Annotated in this window: 15 protein-coding genes; 6 read left to right on the top strand and 9 right to left on the bottom strand. The window is 49.2% G+C overall.

The window, feature by feature from the left end; translation table 11 throughout:
* Window positions 1–4: 4 nt before the first annotated feature.
* A complete protein-coding gene (locus tag AC6R10_RS00580) occupies window positions 5–2,272 on the bottom strand; it encodes a YgiQ family radical SAM protein (RefSeq protein WP_500627949.1) in 2,268 nt (755 codons plus the stop codon).
* Between the two features lie 170 nt (window positions 2,273–2,442).
* Here AC6R10_RS00580 and AC6R10_RS00575 point away from each other — a divergent pair, with 170 nt between their 5' ends.
* The 3 genes from AC6R10_RS00575 (at window position 2,443) to AC6R10_RS00565 (ending at window position 5,893) form a co-directional block, all read left to right on the top strand.
* Complete coding sequence (locus AC6R10_RS00575) at window positions 2,443–4,908, top strand: EAL domain-containing protein (protein ID WP_500671178.1); 2,466 nt, start codon at window positions 2,443–2,445, stop codon at window positions 4,906–4,908.
* 34 nt (window positions 4,909–4,942) lie between these two features.
* Window positions 4,943–5,623 carry an HI_1241 family integral membrane domain gene (locus AC6R10_RS00570; RefSeq protein ID WP_500671177.1) on the top strand — a complete coding sequence of 227 codons (681 nt, stop codon included), beginning with the start codon at window positions 4,943–4,945 and terminating at the stop codon, window positions 5,621–5,623.
* Between the two features lie 69 nt (window positions 5,624–5,692).
* Window positions 5,693–5,893 (top strand): DUF4250 domain-containing protein, encoded by a 201-nt coding sequence (locus AC6R10_RS00565; protein ID WP_334550693.1) that lies wholly within the window; start codon window positions 5,693–5,695, stop codon window positions 5,891–5,893.
* Window positions 5,894–5,986: 93 nt separating this feature from the next.
* Here the strand turns inward: AC6R10_RS00565 and AC6R10_RS00560 are convergent, their stop codons facing one another.
* Together AC6R10_RS00560 and ohr are read right to left on the bottom strand one after the other, a co-directional pair.
* On the bottom strand, window positions 5,987–6,898 hold the full coding sequence (locus AC6R10_RS00560; RefSeq protein ID WP_500671176.1) for a LysR substrate-binding domain-containing protein: 912 nt from the start codon (window positions 6,896–6,898) through the stop codon (window positions 5,987–5,989).
* 156 nt (window positions 6,899–7,054) lie between these two features.
* Complete coding sequence (gene ohr / locus AC6R10_RS00555) at window positions 7,055–7,477, bottom strand: organic hydroperoxide reductase Ohr (protein WP_500671175.1); 423 nt, start codon at window positions 7,475–7,477, stop codon at window positions 7,055–7,057.
* A 113-nt stretch (window positions 7,478–7,590) separates the two neighbouring features.
* On the opposite strand from ohr, the gene ohrR reads away from it, so the two are divergent.
* Window positions 7,591–8,052, top strand: a complete 462-nt coding sequence (gene ohrR / locus AC6R10_RS00550; RefSeq protein WP_500671174.1) for a transcriptional regulator OhrR — start codon at window positions 7,591–7,593, stop codon at window positions 8,050–8,052.
* A 24-nt stretch (window positions 8,053–8,076) separates the two neighbouring features.
* On the opposite strand, the gene AC6R10_RS00545 is transcribed toward ohrR, so the two are convergent.
* Window positions 8,077–10,587 (bottom strand): response regulator, encoded by a 2,511-nt coding sequence (locus AC6R10_RS00545; RefSeq protein ID WP_500671173.1) that lies wholly within the window; start codon window positions 10,585–10,587, stop codon window positions 8,077–8,079.
* On the bottom strand, window positions 10,580–11,005 hold the full coding sequence (locus AC6R10_RS00540) for a hypothetical protein (RefSeq protein ID WP_500671172.1): 426 nt from the start codon (window positions 11,003–11,005) through the stop codon (window positions 10,580–10,582). Before AC6R10_RS00540 ends, AC6R10_RS00545 begins: the two co-directional genes overlap by 8 nt.
* A gap of 480 nt (window positions 11,006–11,485) precedes the next feature.
* On the opposite strand from AC6R10_RS00540, the gene ihfA reads away from it, so the two are divergent.
* Window positions 11,486–11,782 carry an integration host factor subunit alpha gene (gene ihfA, locus AC6R10_RS00535; RefSeq protein WP_334550680.1) on the top strand — a complete coding sequence of 99 codons (297 nt, stop codon included), beginning with the start codon at window positions 11,486–11,488 and terminating at the stop codon, window positions 11,780–11,782.
* A 111-nt stretch (window positions 11,783–11,893) separates the two neighbouring features.
* On the opposite strand, the gene AC6R10_RS00530 is transcribed toward ihfA, so the two are convergent.
* Both AC6R10_RS00530 and yeiP read right to left on the bottom strand, forming a co-directional pair.
* Window positions 11,894–12,214, bottom strand: a complete 321-nt coding sequence (locus AC6R10_RS00530; RefSeq protein ID WP_334550678.1) for an HI1450 family dsDNA-mimic protein — start codon at window positions 12,212–12,214, stop codon at window positions 11,894–11,896.
* Window position 12,215: 1 nt separating this feature from the next.
* Window positions 12,216–12,782, bottom strand: coding sequence for an elongation factor P-like protein YeiP (gene yeiP / locus AC6R10_RS00525; RefSeq protein WP_334550677.1), 567 nt, complete (start codon window positions 12,780–12,782; stop codon window positions 12,216–12,218).
* Window positions 12,783–12,921: 139 nt separating this feature from the next.
* Here yeiP and AC6R10_RS00520 point away from each other — a divergent pair, with 139 nt between their 5' ends.
* Window positions 12,922–13,689, top strand: coding sequence for a nucleotidyltransferase family protein (locus AC6R10_RS00520; protein WP_500626863.1), 768 nt, complete (start codon window positions 12,922–12,924; stop codon window positions 13,687–13,689).
* Here the strand turns inward: AC6R10_RS00520 and AC6R10_RS00515 are convergent.
* Both AC6R10_RS00515 and AC6R10_RS00510 read right to left on the bottom strand, forming a co-directional pair.
* Window positions 13,686–16,049 (bottom strand): DNA polymerase II, encoded by a 2,364-nt coding sequence (locus AC6R10_RS00515; RefSeq protein WP_500671171.1) that lies wholly within the window; start codon window positions 16,047–16,049, stop codon window positions 13,686–13,688. The genes AC6R10_RS00520 and AC6R10_RS00515 overlap by 4 nt on opposite strands.
* Before the next feature lie 95 nt (window positions 16,050–16,144).
* Entirely contained in the window at window positions 16,145–18,007 is a 1,863-nt protein-coding gene (locus tag AC6R10_RS00510; RefSeq protein WP_500671170.1) for an Lnb N-terminal periplasmic domain-containing protein, read from the bottom strand.
* Window positions 18,008–18,021: the final 14 nt, after the last annotated feature.

The raw sequence follows: 18,021 nt of genomic DNA, 5'->3' as shown, positions 1-18,021 counted from the left end.
TTTATTAGCGGTGTTTGGGTTTTCGCTTGCCTTGGCCATTGGATCGACCTTGCTCTGCAATCACATGATCGCGTGAGGCTTTACCCGCTGGCGCTTTGCCTTTCTTATTTCCGCTGTTTTTACTCGCTTTACCTTTTTCACTGCCATGCATTTTTTCAAAGCCAGGCTGAGTTTTCGTGTGCTTAGTAGCAAAGCGATTGGAGCCGTGACGTCCGGACTTTCTGCGTTGCGCAGGCGTCTGGGCGGAACTGTCTTCAGCCGGAACGAGACAACTCGGCTTATCACCGATCAGGTGCTTTTTACCCATGTTGATCAGCGCTTCACGAATCAGTGGCCAGTTTTGCGGATCGTGATAGCGCAGCAGAGCTTTGTGTAAACGACGCTGACGCTCTCCTTTCGCAACGGGCACCACTTCACGCTGCTTATATTTAACGCGCTTGAGCGGATTCGTCTCTGAGTAGTACATTGAGGTCGCATTACACATCGGTGATGGGTAGAAGTTCTGCACTTGATCGCACTCAAAGTCATTCTTTTTCAGCCAAAGGGCGAGATTGAGCATGTCTTCATCTTCTGTGCCAGGGTGGGCGGAGATGAAGTAGGGAATCAGATATTGCTTCTTGCCTGCTTCTGCACTGTATTTTTCGAACATCTCTTTGAAACGATCGTAGGCTCCCATGCCCGGCTTCATCATCAGATCAAGCGGACCTTTCTCAGTATGCTCTGGTGCAATTTTCAGGTAGCCGCCCACGTGGTGCGTAACCAACTCCTTAACGTACTCTGGGGATTCAATCGCCAAGTCATAACGCACACCAGAGGCGATCATCACCTTGTTGATCCCCTCGACTTTGCGCGCCGCGCGGTAAAGGTCGATGGTGTGCTTATGGTCAGTATTGAGTTTATTACAGATGCCAGGGAAGACGCACGATGGACGACGACAGTTGATTTCAGCTTTGGGATCGCTACAGCCGAGGCGATACATGTTAGCCGTAGGGCCGCCCAAATCAGAAATAGTTCCGGTAAAGCCGGGCACTTTGTCTCGAATTTCTTCCAACTCATTCAAAATGGACTCTTGAGAGCGGTTTTGAATGATGCGGCCTTCGTGCTCGGTAATGGAGCAGAATGAACAGCCGCCAAAACAGCCACGCATGATGTTGACTGACGTCTTGATCATGTCATAGGCAGGAATTTTTGCTTTGCCGTACATCGGATGAGGCACGCGTGCATAAGGCAGACCAAACACGTAGTCCATCTCTTCTGTGGTCAGAGGAATTGGCGCTTGGTTGACCCATAGCTCTCGGTCACCGTGCTTTTGAATCAGAGCACGTCCTGAGTACGGGTTTGTCTCAAGATGCATGATGCGACTGGCGTGCGCGTAAAGTATGCGGTCATTGTTGAGTTTTTCAAAATGAGGCAGGCGCACTGCGGTGGTTTTCGCATCGTGGCGAGAAGGACGAATCGTGATCGGTTGCGGCTTCGTCTCTTCTTGTTTCGCTTTGGTGTCGCACTGCTCTTCCACCACGTAAGGGTTTGGCGGGATAAACGCCTCTTTTCGGGGCTTCTCAATACGTGATGAGTCGATGATGGTGTAACCTTCTGGCTCGGCCGCCAAGTTCACCGCGGTACCACGAATATTGGTCATATTCGCGATCGCTTCGCCGTCGGCTAAACGGTGCGCGACTTCAACCAGTGCGCGCTCTGCGTTACCAAACAGCAAGATATCGGCTTTGGCATCAAACAAAATGGAGCGACGTACTTTATCTGACCAGTAGTCGTAGTGCGCAAGGCGACGTAAGCTGGCTTCAATACCCCCCAGTACGATAGGCACACCTTTGTAGGCTTCACGACAGCGCTGCGAGTAGACCAAAGTGGCACGATCTGGGCGCTTGCCCCCTTCGTTGTTTGGGGTATAAGCGTCATCATGGCGTAATTTGCGATCCGCCGTGTAACGGTTGATCATCGAGTCCATGTTGCCGGCGGTGATGCCGAAAAAAAGGTTAGGTTTGCCAAGCGCCATAAAGGCATCTTTGGTTTGCCATTCTGGCTGAGCAATAATCCCGACACGAAACCCTTGGGCTTCCAAAAGACGCCCGATGATGGCCATACCAAAACTGGGATGATCCACATAGGCATCGCCTGTGACGATGATGATGTCACAGCTATCCCAACCTAAAGCATCCATTTCCTTGCGACTGGTCGGAAGGAATGGCGCGGTGCCAAAACACTCGGCCCAGTACTTTTTGTATTGGTGAATCGGGGTAATATCGTTGAACATATTTTGCTCTCTGTGCCAGGGAGCGCGAATTATAGCGGCTTGTCATTCATCTATCTACCTCAACATAGCCCTCATTTTTTTACGTATAAACACGGCAGGTTAACGGATAATTTCGAGCATCCAGTCTAAAATTAACCTCATCAACATAAACCACACAGGTGTTTACGAGCATGGAAGAGAATTTTCAAGTGCATGCGCTTGAAACCACAGCAGAGCCTTCTAATCACCCCAAGTACAGCACGTTTGATTGGCGTTTGGACCTTAACAACCAGACTTTTAGTTGCGATCCCGATGCGATGCAGCTGTTGTTTGGCCAGAATGTGGCGAGCGTTTCGGCGAAGCAGTTATTCAAGCTGCTTCCTACGTTACACCGTAAGCGCTGTCAGAGTGTGTTCAAGTCGGTGCTGAAAACCGGTGAGATGGACAGGTTCCATTGTTGTTTGCTGATCCCTCATGCCGTGTTTGCTTACGTTGAGTTTGACGTCAATAGAGAAGCGACCAACGTGCTTTCAGGCTGCTTTTCTCCACGTCTGGTGATTGGTTCCCGCTCGGACGCCAGTGACCTGTTTTGCTCTGCATTTGAAAGTGAGACGCGCGGTGTGGTCATCACCGACGCGCAAACTCGCATTTTGGCGTGTAATCGTCGCTTTGAACAAAATACTGGCTATTTACTTAATGAAATTGTGGGTTTGAAAACCAGTATTTTTAATGCCGACAAGCTGAGTGACGAATTCTATGAAGCGATGTGGGCGAGTGTAAATCGTTGTGGGGCATGGAGCGGACCGATCATCACCTTGAAAGCGGATGGCTCCACCGTGCCACAAGAGCTCTCAATTACGGCAATTGAGCGTGCCAGTGGCGAACGTATCTATATTGGTGTTACGTCTGATCTCTCCAAGCAGCTGGATAAAATTGATGGCTTGGAAACCGATGGCATTGACCTACTGACCTTATTACCCTCTCGAGACAGTTTCATTGCCGAACTGGAGCAACAATGTGAGCAAGCGCCGGATGCGTTGAATGCGGTGATGTTGGTATTGCAGCCAAAGTTTCCTGCCGACAAAGCGCATCAAGTCAAAAAGCAATTTGCCAGTTATTTGATTGAGAGCACCAAAGTGGCAAGCTGCGGCTATTTGGGTAATGGTCGTTTTGCGGTGTGTTTGTCGATAGCGGAATCCACCGCCGAAGAGCGAATTCGAGAAGTACGCAAAGCGGTAAAGAACTTTTTTCACCTTTTCAAGCGTGCCCAAGGAGAGATTGCCTTGGCATTGCGTGACGGATTAACCGGGGTATCGGTGTTGGGTGTCGATGCGAATAACCCTTCGCGTTTGATTTCCCATGCGACTCAGGCGTTACTAGAGCTGAACCAGAGTGAGGGCAAACGCATTGCGTTTTTCGACCGAGAGATGCATCAAGCGCAAGAGCGCAAGAAAGCGTTGGAGGAGTTCGCGCTCAAGTGCGTGAAAGGTGGGCTGGTGGATGTCCACTTCCAGCCTTTGGTGGATATTAAATCGGGTCACATTGATAAGTTTGAAGCGCTGTGCCGTTTTCCAATCAATGATGAATTGAACACTAATACGCAAGAGATGGTGAGTGTCATTGAAGATCTCGATTTGATCGTCGAGCTCGACGATATGATTTGCCATCGAGCAATGTCGATGCTGCCCGAATTACAAAAGCGCTTTGGCGCTCAAGTGGGCTTGTCTGTTAACCGCTCCCTCAACTCAAAACACGATATTGGTGAAGTCTTGGGCCGCACGGTGCAGTTGGTGGACAGACTAAAAATTGACCCTGATCGATTAACCATAGAGTTTACCGAAAGTGCCTATTTTGAGAGTGACAGCTATCAAGAATCGATGTTGTCGGCGATACGTGAGGCAGGTGTGCTCATCGCCGTGGATGATTTTGGCACAGGCAGTGCGTCATTTGAGTATCTCAATCGCAGCTATTTTGATGTGTTGAAGATTGATCGGGTGTTTGTGAGTGGCATCAGTGAAACCAGCCGTAAGTACCATTTGGTGGCTTCCATCACTAAGTTAGCGCAAAAGCTTGGCCTCAGGGTCGTGGCAGAGGGAGTGGAAACGGAACAAGAGTACCAGGTGATTGCCAGTCTCGGCGTCAATTATGTTCAAGGCTACTACTTCTCAAAGCCGATGAGTCTTGATGACCTCAGATTGGTTGAGGACTACTGCCAATTGCCCGATGCGCCACGTTCAAGCAGCGGTGAGCCATCATTAGCGGATTTGGTATCGCCTAATGTCAGCCACCTTAGCCCCACGGTGGCGCTGTCACTGATCTTTCAGAAATTTCAGGACAAAACGATACAAGCCTTACCTGTGATCGATGAAGGGGAATGTCTGGGTGTGATAGAGCGTGCTTCGATGAACTTACACCTGACGCCCACCATGGGCACCGATTTAGAAAGCAGCAAAGAGCGCAACATGTGGCTGAAAACCGCGAACCGTATTATGTCGCCGCCTGCGGCGATCATCTATTGGCAAACCCCGCTCGATAGTATGGCGGCACTGTTGGAGCAGTACCCGCACTTCCCCTGGGTGTTGGTCGACAAGGAAGGCGCGTTCAAAGGCATTGTCGAGCAGCGCGCTGTATTGAAGCATCTCACCAGTCTGTTATGATTCGCGCCTTGTTCATTCAATTATCTGACAGATTATGACTCGTGATTTGCTTGCCTCTTTCGCACCGATGTTGCTCGGCGCGCAATTGATCTTAACCCTTATTCTGGTTAAAGGGGACATCTGCCCGGGCCAGCGTGGGCGCATTCATAAGGTATTACCCGCGATCGCGATTTTGTGGTTAGCGGTCGCCTCCTTGCGTATTGAAGCCATGATGGTGGTGTTCGCTATCGGCTATTTCTATTCTCAGGTGCAAACTAAGAAAACACGAGTGCAAGGGCCGTTATGGGTGATGTACTTGGGGAATGGTTTAGCGCTGGCTTACGTTGGAATCATGGTCACTGAACAATCGAGCTTTGCCGCTGGATTGAGTGTTTTGGTTCAGATTGTGTTGCTAGGCGGATTGTTTGCCCATTTGCTGTTGACGGTGGCAAAAACGAGATTGCAAGCGTTTCATCGAATTTTACCTGTCGCGGGGGTGGCTTCTGCAATGATAATGAGCATTACTGTGCTGCTTAAAGCGTCGGCATTGGACGAGCAGACGCTCACCATGGCAACGCAGCCGTTGCTGGTCAGTTTTGCGCTTCTCATCACTGCTGTGGTAGTCTGGAGCTGGCATATGTTGCTCAGTAAAAGCATCACTAAGCCGCAGTTGGCGGTTGCACTGGTGATGTTGCTGAGTGCGGTGACGGTTAACCAGGGCTTATTCGTTCTTTAGCCTCGGTCACTGTTATTTTTCTGCTGAAGGTCTAAGCTTGTGTTATCAACACGACAAAGGAGCGCAGCGATGGATCTTAGTAATGTTGGCCGTTTCGATAGCACGATTTTACTTGGTATCGTGAACGAGAAACTGAGACTGGAGTGTGACAGTCTCGAAGAGTTGGTAAGCACCTATGAAATGGATGCAGAGACAGTGATTGGCAAATTGGATGTGCTTGGCTACCAATATGACCCGCTCACCAACCAGTTCAAGTCAAACCAACGGTAGGACTTCACTCAATTCAGCGTCGATGTCGGTTCAATACCTTACAGCGAAGCTAGGTATCGGCGTGACGAACCGTCTCGGTGTAACCTTTAGAGGTTACACCGTTTTTATTCCCTCTAAATGACTTTTCGACTGTTGCCGAGCGGTATGGAAAAACGCTTGTAAATAGCGTTTGCCCTTATCACTGTCTCTGGTAGCCGCGAACAGTCGACGCCACAGTCCGTCTCCCAAAGGAATACTGGTGATCAAACCCTGACGAGAAAATTCACTGATTGCCCAGTTAGGTAGCGCCGCGATACCGAGCCCCGCGGACACCATCTGCACCAACATCAGCGTATTGTCTGCTTGTTTCCACTTTGCCGGCTCCACCCCTGCCGGAGTCAAAAAGTGTTTCACTACATCTAAGCGTTTTTTCTGCACTGGATAGGAAATCATGGTTTCGCCTTCAAGATCGCGTGGCTCGATACGGGGTTTTGTTGCAAGCGGGTGCGTGGTCGAGGTGATCAAGCGCATTTCAAAGTCGAAGAGCGGTTCATAGTGAATTTCAGAGCGCGGTTGAATATCTGAAGTGATAACCAGATCCAGCTCGCCACTGACCAATGCGGGTAGGGGTTCAAACGAGAAACCTGATGAAAAATCGAGTGTGACACTGGGCCATGCAATTTGATACTCACGTAGCGCAGGCATCAACCACTGAAAGCAGGAGTGGCAGTCTATCGCCATGTGCAGGCGTCCGTTGACGTCTTCTTTGAGGCTTGCCAACTCATTTTCTGCGCGCGCAAGCTTGGGCAGAACCTCATCGGCGACACGAAGTAAGATTTGTCCTTCAGAAGTGAATTTCACCGGACGAGTTTTACGCAAAAAGAGCGGACTGCCTATGCGAGACTCGAGATCTTTGATTTGATGAGAAAGGGCCGATTGGGTCAAGTGAAGTGACGTTGCGGTTGCGGTGAGTGATCCGGTATCTCGCAGTGATACTAATGTTTTCAGATGCTTCAGCTCGATCATTAATTTGTTTCAACCTTTCCCTGTCTCAGATGAGTAAAACTAACTTACTCGCTTTTAATAGGCATGTAAACATCTAGACGTCTACGAAAGGCTGTCGTATGTGCTGAAAGAACAACGCCGACCCAATGGGTCGGCGTTGTTGTCGTAGGGATTGGTTTACAGCGTTTGACCATTCACCGTGACATGAACGTCAATGTTGCCACGAACGGCGTTGGAGTATGGACACACTTGGTGAGCGATTTTCGTCAGCTCTAGTGCTTGTGCATCGTCGAGAGCGAGTGCGACGTTCAAGCTCACGGTGAGTGCAAAGCCACCTTGCTCATTTGGACCGATACCGACTTCAGCGGTTACCGGCGCTTCTTTCAATTTGACCTTGCCTTCACGCGCAACGTGGAGCAGAGCATTAGAAAAACAGGCGGCATAACCTGCGGCAAATAGTTGCTCTGGGTTAGTCGCTGCACCTGTGCCACCCATCTCTTTCGGATAAGCAAGGCTAAGCGAAAGTAGACCGTCGTCAGTTTGAACCTGACCGTTACGGCCAGCAGATGCGGTTGCTTGAGTTTTGTAGAGTGTGCTCATAGGTATCTCCTTGGTTATTTAAGTTGTGCGCAATTTAATTGTTTGCAATCATATATCGAAGCCGAGCTGTTTTGCAACTATATTGTGCACAATTTATTTTTAAGGTTAATGCTATGGACACTTGTCATGTGACGCCCCCCTTGAGTGATGAGGATAAAATAAAACTCGAGAATCAAGTCTGTTTTCCACTATACAGTGCGGCTAACGCAGTTGGCCGAGCATACAGACCGCTACTGGATGTATTGGATCTCACTTACGCGCAATACCTAGTGATGATGGTGCTGTGGGAGCAAGATGGCGTCAGTGTCAAAGAGCTGGGTGCTCGGTTATACCTCGATTCAGGGACCTTGACGCCACTGTTAAAACGTTTGGAAAGCAAAGGGTTTGTAGAACGAGCGCGCAGTGAGAGTGATGAGCGCGTGCGGGTCCTCAATCTTACCTCGCACGGAAAAGCGTTGAAGCAGCAAGCCCTTACCGTGCCCACTGCGCTGTCATGTAAAATCAATTTACCCCTGGAAGAGATGGTGATGCTCAAGCAGCTATGTGAAAAAGTGCTTGAGCGTCTAGGTGAGTGAGGGAGAACGCCTCACTGCGTATCGTTACAACACTTCTTCTTTGTTAAAGAAACGGTTGAGCACACTCGCCAAGGCCTCTTTGGTTGCTGGCTTGGTGAGGCGACCATCCATCAGCTTGGCCATTTTCGTTACACTGGCGCTCTCTGCCTCTCCGCTGAGCGCAATAATAGGAATGCTTGGGTAAGACTCCTTGATGCGTCTCGAGGCTTCAAAGCCATCCATGACCGGCATCTGGATATCCATAAACACCAACTCAACGGGATTATCGTGAATGATGTCGAGGGCGGTTCGACCGTTATTTGCCATAATCACTCGATAGCCCAGTTGTTCGACGTACAGTTTGACTAACGCACGTTGCACTTCTTTATCATCGACCACCAACACCACTGGCGCACCCGGAGCGGTAGGGCTCGAAACCACTTGGCGATCACGCGGTTTTACTTTATTTGGAGGCTCAGCGGCGGGCGTTGATTTATTCGGCGTGACGACAGGCTTTTGCGTGGTGGGGGGAAAGCTCAACGTGAACTCGGTAAATTTGCCTTGTTCTGAGCGGCACTGAATTGTCCCACCAAACGCTTTCATCACGCGTTGACAATAGCCCAGACCTAGCCCACTACCACCACTCTTACGGTGACTGAAGAAATCATCAAAAATACGCTCAAGAAGATCCGCTGGAATACCTGGGCCTGTGTCGGTAACAACGAGTCGGTTGTCGTTCTCCCCAGGCACGGTTTCAATGGTGATGTGGCTATCTGGGTAAGAGTCAAAATAGTAAATGGCGTTGCGAAGGAGATTGAAAATCACAAAGTTAAACAGTGTCTCGTTTACCTTAGCGACAAAATCTTGATTCAGTTTTAGGTGGACACGGCGGCGAGTGGGTTCATCGTCAAAGCCATAGTTTTCGACAGCGCTGCGCACGCAGGCGCTGATCGATGTTGCCACCGCGGGCTCTTGAACCAGCGAGGCACTGTTCACCTCTCGCAATATGATATCGATCAGCTGGCGGCCACGCAGGACGGCTTGCTTGCCGTTGTCGACGTGTGTCATCAATTCAAAATGGGCGGGCAAATGGCGAATTTTTAAGTTGAGATGCTCAAACTCATACTGCACTTGGCTGAGTGGGTTACGCATTTCATGTGCAATGGAATTGGCTAATGCCTGAGACTGTTTGACCTTACGTTCGTAGTTGATGTGCGCTTGAACTTTGGAGAGCACCCGTTGCAGCGCTTCAAGTTCCTCATAGGAGAAGTTTAATCCGCCATCTTTTTCACTTGAGACCAAGACATGCGACAGTTTATTTCGACCTTCATAAATAGGCAGAACTAGGGCGGATTGTGTCTTTTTCATCGCTGAGCGAACTTGACTCAGTTTGCTATTGCCACTTTTCGCCATCGCTTCTTCCACCTCGTCGAGCACAAGTGGTGCGGTGTGGGTTTCAAAGTAATCACGGTAAAAGCTTGCTCCTTGAAAGTCATCCAACAAGCGCAGTTTATTTTCAGGTACATCGAGGTAGCGTGCGAGTTTGTCCATCGCTTGCGTTGGTGAGTGATGAAATTCGTTCTCCAACTTGATGATTTTTTCCACTGGAGACACGGGATCGCCATACACAATATAGCTAATGGAACGTTGCAAGCTGCGGTAAAGTTTGGACCAAGATAAGCCAACAATTGCGACTATGGTGACCACCTCAAACGCGTGTGAATCATCAAATATGGGCAGTAGGGTGATGGCAGAAAAATAGACGAACAGCGTCACGGCGAAGCTCAAACCGATATACAGAATATAGCGCGAGCTATAAAAGCGAGAGGTAAGCAGCGCGTAGCCCATGAAGAGCATTTCGCTGACCGATAGTGCAGGTGGTAGCCAAGTCAACGAGAAGTCATTGAGGAAATAAGTAAAGCCAAGCTGAATGACCGCCGTTGAGCACATAAAAATGGCCATGCCAAGAATCATGTAGTTGATTCGAGTCCGTTGAATACGGTTTTCGCTTGCCGTTAGAGAGAGCAGATTGATAAACGTCAGCACCACTAAGGTGGTCAAACCGAGGAAAAAGGGCTGAGTATACGGACCAAACTCTAATACGAACTGACTTGGGCCTGAAATAGAGGCGCCTTGTACGGTCAAATCCGGTAAAAGGTTACAAGCCAAACCAAAAGCAAATACGCTCCATGCCACAATGGATTGGAACACGGGGACGCGTTTACTTGCGTAATAGGTGCGCAGCTTAGCGGTAAAATGATACGCAGAAGCGAAGGCGACTAGCGCAGAAATATTGGCGACAATCGCCATAAAGACCGCCGCTTTCTCACCGAGCAATGGCAGCAATCCGGTATGAAAGTAGTAGTTACTAAGAATCCAAATAAACAAGCCAAACGTGTAGGTCACATAGTAAAGATAACTGTTAAGACTGCTTGCACCGTGCTTTTTATACAGTGAGTAACAGAAGTAACTAGACCAAGTCAGTACCAACATCGCTGTCATAAATAGCACGATGGCCTTGGGGTACATAAGCTCTTGAAGGACAAAATTAAGCATGAGTTCTGGATTTCACCATGGGTTGACGTTGTTGTGATTGCGCGCTGTTTTTATCGTTAGGTTGGCAGTATCGATGACCGCTCTGATTGTGATGATTCGCGTCTGTTCTGGAGAGGTCTGGAGTGCTTAGTTTTTGGTAATCATAGTACCTCAGTTCACCTTGTGGGAGGGCGAGTGAATCAAAACAAGCGCGGGAAGAGAGTTGTTGCTCTAGGGTTGGTGAACCATCATACGAAAGGCAGCGTTTTAAAGCGCGTACACGACAATCCAGTGCTTTTTGAAAAAACACATTCGCCTCTTCGGCATAGTTTTCTTCTACCTGATAAAACCAAGCATATTTTGCTTCCTCTTTAGAGACGGACGCAGAAATTGGTCTCACCGATAGGGGGCTGTTTGCTCGGGAGCGGTTGGTCGCCATGACGTTGTCGTGTTTATTTTTATGTGAACACTCTTGTTGTTGCACATAATTCACGCAAATGCAACTTGGTTAATATTCTGGTTGGATCTTAATCCCAAGAAATGATGAGCGTGGTTCGGTGCGCGATGCAACAAAATCTTGATTGCGCTAGTTTTGTGATCTAGCGCAATTTAAGTGTTGGGTTGTTGATTTAATTGTCAAAATGACATTATCCTCTAGGATTGGACGATTTCTTTACAGAATTTTGGCATGATTGATCGCTAAGTTGCGTTAAAATCTATTTATAATTCTGATGCTTAGCGTTTCGTCACTGTTGGCTTTCTCGCCAAGTGATAGGTAGATAGATAAAAAAGTTGGCGAAAATCAGAAGCTTGGCATACACTTTTCAAAGTAACGCCGATATGTTGTTGATTGGCTTACCGAAAGTACTGGGTGTTGCCTTGGCGCAACTATGTTTAACACAGCTTTGAGGAAAGTTTTATGGCGCTCACAAAAGCCGATTTGGCTGAAAACCTGTTTGAAAAGCTTGGATACAGTAAACGGGATGCCAAGGAAACGGTTGAAGCGTTTTTCGAAGAGATTCGTAAAGCTCTAGAAAGTGGCGAACAGGTAAAACTGTCAGGGTTCGGAAATTTTGATCTTCGTGATAAGAATGAACGACCAGGTCGAAACCCGAAAACTGGTGAAGACATTCCTATCAGTGCACGCCGTGTAGTCACCTTCCGTCCTGGGCAAAAACTGAAAGCCCGAGTTGAAAACGTGAAAACAGAAGGTTGATCTGACAAACAGCGCCCTGTGCGATGATGGCAGTCCGAATTCCATAAAAAATCCCCAAGTCTTTGACTCGGGGATTTTTGTTTTTATGCCATGGCGATACAAGAGTGGGGGTTAGTCGCGCTTCCACAGGATGTGGCAAAACTTATGTTCTGGATCGCGGCTGACTAATAGACGCGCGAATACGTCATCCAACACGTCATTGTCTTCATTGACGAGTCCAACCCGAACCTCTGCATACGTCTCTTTGTCGACATCAAAGCCAACATGGCCCGCCCAATCTTCTCCGGTTTCAACCAGTTCGGCAGCACCACGGTCATCAAATTGCGCCGTAAACAGAATCACATCTGCGGGCTCAAGATTATCGGGAGCCATCTCTAGAAAGATGTCGTAGGCCGTGTCAATGGTGTCATCGTAAGAAATTAGATCAGACATATTACGCTCGGCTTGTGTATTTACGTTCAGCAGTGTTGATGATGACGCGATCGCCAGTGGCTATGTACTCAGGTACTTGCACGACAAGGCCAGTCGAGAAACGAGCAGGCTTGGTGCGAGCAGATGCTGACGCACCCTTGATCGATGGGTCGGTCTCTTCAATCACAAGTTCAACTGAAGCGGGCAGTTCAAGTGCAACAGCGTTGCCGTTGACTAAAACCACGTGTAAGCCTTGAATCTCTTCAGTGATAAATAGCAAGTCATCTTCGATATCATCGCGTTTAAAGGTGTACTGAGTGTAATCTTCATTGTCCATGAAAATGTACTCGTCACCATCAACGTATGAGAATGCTGCGGCGCGTTTGAACATGTCGACAGTGTCAAGTACGTCATCGGACTTGTAGCGCTCATCAACGCGAGCACCAGTCGTGAGGTCAGTGCAACGCAGTTTATAAATTTTTGAACCGCCGCGACCGCCAGGAGTCGTCACTTCAATATCTTTGATGAGTAGCGTTTTGCCGTTAGATACAATCGCAAAACCTTTCTTTAGCTCACTTGCCTTAGGCATGAACGTTTTCCTTTATATGGGTGTATTTTGGCGCATTATATATCAGTTATTCTTTGAGAAGGAATAACTTGATTGCACAGAGCGTGTGAGCGATCATTAAAGTCACCATTGATTGACAATAAGTTCAGACTGTTACCACATGCCTCTTCCCGTTATCGACCCAACTCAACCGTTCCAAGCTCGTTATCAGCCTGCAATAGGGGAGCTGATGGCCTATTTACAAAGTGGACTGGGTGACAATCTCCACAGCGTTTATCTCTATGGCAGTGTGGCGCGTAAAACGGCCATCGAAGGGAAGTCCAATATGGATGTCATCGTGATTACGCATCGCTCTTTTAGCGATTCGCGTTCATCTCTGTTCAATACCATCAAATTTCACTTTCAAAAGCGCTATCCGTTTATTACTGGGGTTGCTTTTAAAACTGGTTTAGCCAGTGAGGTGGCGAGTTTAGAGGGTATTCTTTCTTGGGGATTTTTATTGCGTCATTGCGCGGTGTGTATTCATGGTGAAGATCTCTCGGAGTGCTTTGGCGATTATGAGCCGAGTTGGGAAATCGCTAAGCAGTGGAACATGGACGTCGAGGATTGGATTGCCGTGTACCGCAATCGAATTGCGCGCAGCAACAAACCCGAAGACCAAAGTCATGCTCAAATCATCATCGCCAAAAAGCTGCTCCGAGCAAGCTACTCATTGGTGATGGTTCGAGACAAACAGTGGTTCGATGATCCCATTGAGTGCGGCCAGCAATTCTTACGCTACCATCCTGAAAAGCAGCTCGACATTGAGCGCTTGGGGATTTTACTGTCTGGGCGTGTTATCCCTAAACGCTCTGTGGTGGGTCTGTTGGATTCCTTTGGTGATTGGTTGGTCAAACAGTACCAAAAGACGGAATTTAAAATCGGTTAGAACAAGCCAAGTTGAGGCTCACTCAAGCGTGCAAAGTCGAGCCCGATAAAGGGCAGAATTGCATCTGCGACGGGTTTGAGTTGTTTATCAATGTAGTGCTGATAATCAATCGGACTCTTTCGATACTCTTTGGGTTCAGGCCCTTGTGTGGTGATGAGGTACTCGATTCGGCCTTTGTTTTGGTATTGCAAAGGTCGACCAAGTTGCGCGTTTATTTCATCCGCCATTCGAGCGGCGCGTACTTGAGGCGGAATGTTCTTTTGGTATTCATGAAGTTTGCGCCGTAGCCTTTTCTGATACACCAACTCCTCATCAAAGCGCCCGTCTAACGTCTGCTCGACACAATCTCTAACGTATTGACACGGATCCTCACCGTGAAAGACTAAGCGATAGAGCTCATTTTGAAAGCGCTGTGCCAGTGGCGTCCAGTCTGTACGGGCGCTTTCCAATCCTTTAAACACCAGGCGTTCGTTGCTCTCGGTGACAATCAATCCTGCGTAGCGTTTTTTCGACCCTGTTTCTTGGCCGCGTATCGTTGGCATCAAAAACTTTTTGTAATGGGTTTCGTATTCCAGCTCAAGCATCGAGGTTAAACCGTATTCTTGGCTAAGATGCTCACTCCACCACGCATTAATGTGTGTGGTCAGTTGCTGGCCTATAGCATCAGCTTCTTGCTGGCTTAAGCTTGTCCCTAGTGACACAAAGGTCGAATCGGTATCCCCGTAGATCACTTGATAGCCTTGGGATTCAATCAGGCGTTTGGTCTGCTTCATGATCTCGTGGCCGCGCATGGTGATGCTAGAGGCGAGGCGTGTATCAAAGAAGCGGCAGCCCGAGGAGCCTAATACACCATAGAAGGAGTTCATGATGATCTTAATGGCCTGAGAAAAGGCCTTTTCATTGTTTTTCTTCGCTCTATCGCGCGCGGCCCATAAGGTTTCAATCATGGTAGGCAGAAAGTGGGTGCTGCGGTGGAACTGGCCGCCACGAAAGCCTTCGACCGCTTGGTGGGCCTCTTTACCCACCTCAAGCTTCAGCCCTTCGACTAGCCCGATTGGGTCAATCAGAAAGCTGCGAATGATCGAAGGGTAGAGGCTTTTAAAATCCAGCACCAGCACCGAATCGTACAAACCAGGGATCGAATCCATCACATAACCCCCTGGGCTGGCTAGCCAGTTTTCAGGCTGTAAGTTGGGTGCCACGTAACCGGCGCGATGGATCTGCGGTAGATAGAGGTTGGTGAATGCGGCGACAGAGCCTCCGACGCGATCCAACTCAACACCGGTTAACCGCGATCGTTCGATGGCAAAATCGAGCAAATGGGTATGGGCGAAGATTTTATTGACCAATACACAGTCTTGCAGGTTGTAGCGGGCGAGAGAGGGTTTGTCGTGTCGAAACATGTGGTTAATTTCATCCATGCGATCATGGACGTTGTGGATCTGTTTCCCTTCGCCAAGAAGCTCCTGAGAAACGGACTCCAATGACCAACTGCGAAAGTGGTAAGTCGCGGTTTTTAACGTGTCGATACCGTCCATGACGACGCGACCGGGGATCGAGATGAACGCTTGGCCAGTCGATGCAGATGAGCGGAAGTAGGCTTTTTGGTTGCCTCGCCCTAAGTAGAGTGCCATCTTGTGCCATTGGGCTCGTTTATCGAGCAAGCGAAAGTCAAAATCAATCACGTTCCATCCGATGACCACATCGGGATCATAGGTTTGGAACCAGTGAACCAGAGCTTGGAGGAGGGCTTTCTCATCACTGACCCACTCTATCGGAGTATCGGCGGCTTGTGGCGTTCCCACCATAATCACGCGACTGTCTTTGGGGCTGTCTAACCCGATCGAATAGAGAAGGCCTTTTTCGGAGCATTCGATATCAAGCGACACCACATGGAGTGTTGGGGTGTATTGGCCTTGGCGACATTTGGCGTTGCTGACTCGAACATAGCCTGACTTTTGCTCTACGTGACCGACAAACTCTAGGCTACCTTGAATAAATCGTTCCATGAGGAATCTATCCGCAAGGCGGATGTCGTCTTCCAAAACGAGGACATCTTGCTGCTTCAACTGTTGGCTGAAGGCCGTCGCCGTTTGAATGGTGGCACTGTAGCAAGCCGCGAGAGGGGTGTGGGTAAAGTCTTTCAGTTCGAGGGGTTGGATAGTGGCATCGAACCCATGATGTAAGTTGATCTCGCGCGCTTGGTCTATATGCGATTGCGGGATAAAGAACACGGGTTTTTCGCCCTCAATTACCAGTTGCATCGGCCCTTGCGCGGTAGAGAGCCAGAGGTCAATTTGAGTGCGGTGTCCAACATCGCGTGCTTGGCGTGTCAGTAAAAAACCGTGTTGAATGGTCATAGTAAAGCGTGTTCCTTGGTGAGCATGATAACCCCAATTCGATGCTGTAATGGGGGATGCTCGCCCAGTGTAGCACAGGCGGCTAAGTGATAACGCTAGTAATAAACGTAAGCCGTCAACTGCGCGAGAAGCTCGTCACGATGCCAGTGCCGGTAGCTTGCTTCACTGCGAAGGGCGAAATCTGACGTCATGGACCAATGCCAGTGGGTACTGGCTTGCGCTTTGTGAGAGGCAGGAGAATCGAACAGACTGAGGTACTGGCCCTGCACGCTCACTTTATGCGTCTGATTGATTTGATAGAGCAGGCCCACCTCAGCCCCTGCGCCGAGAGTGGCTTGGTAGTCGGTCAGCGCACCACCACTTAATTCAGCGGAGAGCAGCGTATAGCCGTGTACGAGATTGGGATCCCCCCATGCCTTTCCCACTCCCCCTTGGCCGAACCAGCGTCCGGACGTGTTGGTGCTATCGGGCTGTCTGTCAAAGCCTGTGCGAATATTCCATGCCCAACTGCTGAAGACGCGATTACTCGGCGCAAGCGCCATTGCATCAATAATATACAGCTTCTCTAACCGGCTTGTGCCGTTGTCATCAAGGCTCATTTGCGCATCAAGAAAACTAATTTGTGCGCCGGGAATAAATCCAGCTTGCGAGTCTAATAGATCATGATACGCGGCGCGCCAATCTAAGGTCAGCCGATGACGGTTGAGATCGGAGTAGCGATAACCTAGCCCGACACGCGCAGAACCATGCCCATGTTCAGGCGATACGCTAGGTACGGGGACGTCGCTGAAGGGTGAGGGGGTTTTAATGATACTGCGTTGATACAAGAGGTCGGTGAGCTGTTTGGCGGTAGGGTCGCGCTCTAACCTTTGGTCGTAGAGCTCAAAGTTAAGCCACTCATAGGCGAATTCAAGGATCGCCGCACGTTCTGCATCACTGTATTCTGATGCGCTTGGGTAGATGCCTCTTTTTGCACGTTGCGCCGCAGAAAAGAGCTCATCACTCATCGACTGCGATTGATGCAGTAAGCGTGTACCAAAGGCCGCACGATACTGGGGCGCGGCTAACAGATCTTGCGCCGCGAGGGCTTTGACTGTATCCGAAGGAATGGCCTGAACGGGGAACTGATCGACTAAATAGAGATCTTCACGAGCCAATTCCAAAAGAGCGAGCAGTTGGTAAGAGCAGTTTTCATCCAAGAAATAGTAATCAAATTGAGCTTGCTGCATTTCCCAGAGATGCAGTAAGACCCGTTCTACTTCATTTTCTGTTAAGTTGAGGGGGTATTCCCAAATATCTCTCGACTCGATGTCATTGTATTCCCTTACCTTTCTGTAGTAGGGCATCACGGTATAGCGACCTGGATAAGCGCCAAACAACCCTTTCATCGCATAGAGTGCTGGATTGTCTTGCGTTTCCGGCTCCGCGGCGAAATTCACCGCAAACGCCACTAACTCTTTATGACGCGTCTGGTCTTTGGCGTCGACGCGCAGCAGGGTGTGGCCAAACATGGAGGACGGGTTATTCATAAAAGCAGTCGGAAACACCAGTGTGAGTCCTTGAGGATCCAGCACCGCTTTCCATGTCTCCAACTCCGGGCAGTCGAGCGTCGCTCGTCGTCCTTGTTGCTCTTCAAGCCAAGTAAAGCGTGCGGGAAATTGGCACCTTGCAATGTGGGCTTGTGCTTCCTCCTGCTGATAGAACGCATGAATAGTCGCCTCAAGCTCTCGCTCTGGCGATTGCTTACCCTGCGCAGAGAAAAAGAAGTCGTCCGAATCTACTTGGCTTTCTATACGGCCAGACCAATGGCTCTGATAGTGGCCCAGTTTATGCCAATATGGCGAGTGAGCTAACGTTGCGATGTCTAGTGCGACCTCGGTCGGCGACTCGGCTTTCGCCAAGCAAAGAGGGGAAGAAAGTGCAAGTAAAGCGCCAGTGAGTGGCATCAGTTTTTTCATAGTTGGTCGGGGAG

It is taken from the genome of Vibrio sp. R12-SG2-ISO1 (genome assembly GCF_059834045.1).
This window is presented reverse-complemented; position numbering and strand designations above follow the sequence as displayed.

What these genes read in the sequence shown, in the direction of transcription:
- AC6R10_RS00530 (WP_334550678.1), bottom strand. Translation starts at nt 12,214, where the DNA reads ATGTCTGATCTAATTTCTTACGATGACACCATTGACACGGCCTACGAC.
- AC6R10_RS00510 (WP_500671170.1), bottom strand. Translation starts at nt 18,007, where the DNA reads ATGAAAAAACTGATGCCACTCACTGGCGCTTTACTTGCACTTTCTTCC.
- AC6R10_RS00570 (WP_500671177.1), top strand. Translation starts at nt 4,943, where the DNA reads ATGACTCGTGATTTGCTTGCCTCTTTCGCACCGATGTTGCTCGGCGCG.
- ohrR (WP_500671174.1), top strand. Translation starts at nt 7,591, where the DNA reads ATGGACACTTGTCATGTGACGCCCCCCTTGAGTGATGAGGATAAAATA.
- AC6R10_RS00565 (WP_334550693.1), top strand. Translation starts at nt 5,693, where the DNA reads ATGGATCTTAGTAATGTTGGCCGTTTCGATAGCACGATTTTACTTGGT.
- AC6R10_RS00520 (WP_500626863.1), top strand. Translation starts at nt 12,922, where the DNA reads ATGCCTCTTCCCGTTATCGACCCAACTCAACCGTTCCAAGCTCGTTAT.
- ihfA (WP_334550680.1), top strand. Translation starts at nt 11,486, where the DNA reads ATGGCGCTCACAAAAGCCGATTTGGCTGAAAACCTGTTTGAAAAGCTT.
- AC6R10_RS00515 (WP_500671171.1), bottom strand. Translation starts at nt 16,049, where the DNA reads ATGACCATTCAACACGGTTTTTTACTGACACGCCAAGCACGCGATGTT.
- AC6R10_RS00580 (WP_500627949.1), bottom strand. Translation starts at nt 2,272, where the DNA reads ATGTTCAACGATATTACCCCGATTCACCAATACAAAAAGTACTGGGCC.
- AC6R10_RS00540 (WP_500671172.1), bottom strand. Translation starts at nt 11,005, where the DNA reads ATGGCGACCAACCGCTCCCGAGCAAACAGCCCCCTATCGGTGAGACCA.
- ohr (WP_500671175.1), bottom strand. Translation starts at nt 7,477, where the DNA reads ATGAGCACACTCTACAAAACTCAAGCAACCGCATCTGCTGGCCGTAAC.
- AC6R10_RS00545 (WP_500671173.1), bottom strand. Translation starts at nt 10,587, where the DNA reads ATGCTTAATTTTGTCCTTCAAGAGCTTATGTACCCCAAGGCCATCGTG.
- AC6R10_RS00560 (WP_500671176.1), bottom strand. Translation starts at nt 6,898, where the DNA reads ATGATCGAGCTGAAGCATCTGAAAACATTAGTATCACTGCGAGATACC.
- AC6R10_RS00575 (WP_500671178.1), top strand. Translation starts at nt 2,443, where the DNA reads ATGGAAGAGAATTTTCAAGTGCATGCGCTTGAAACCACAGCAGAGCCT.
- yeiP (WP_334550677.1), bottom strand. Translation starts at nt 12,782, where the DNA reads ATGCCTAAGGCAAGTGAGCTAAAGAAAGGTTTTGCGATTGTATCTAAC.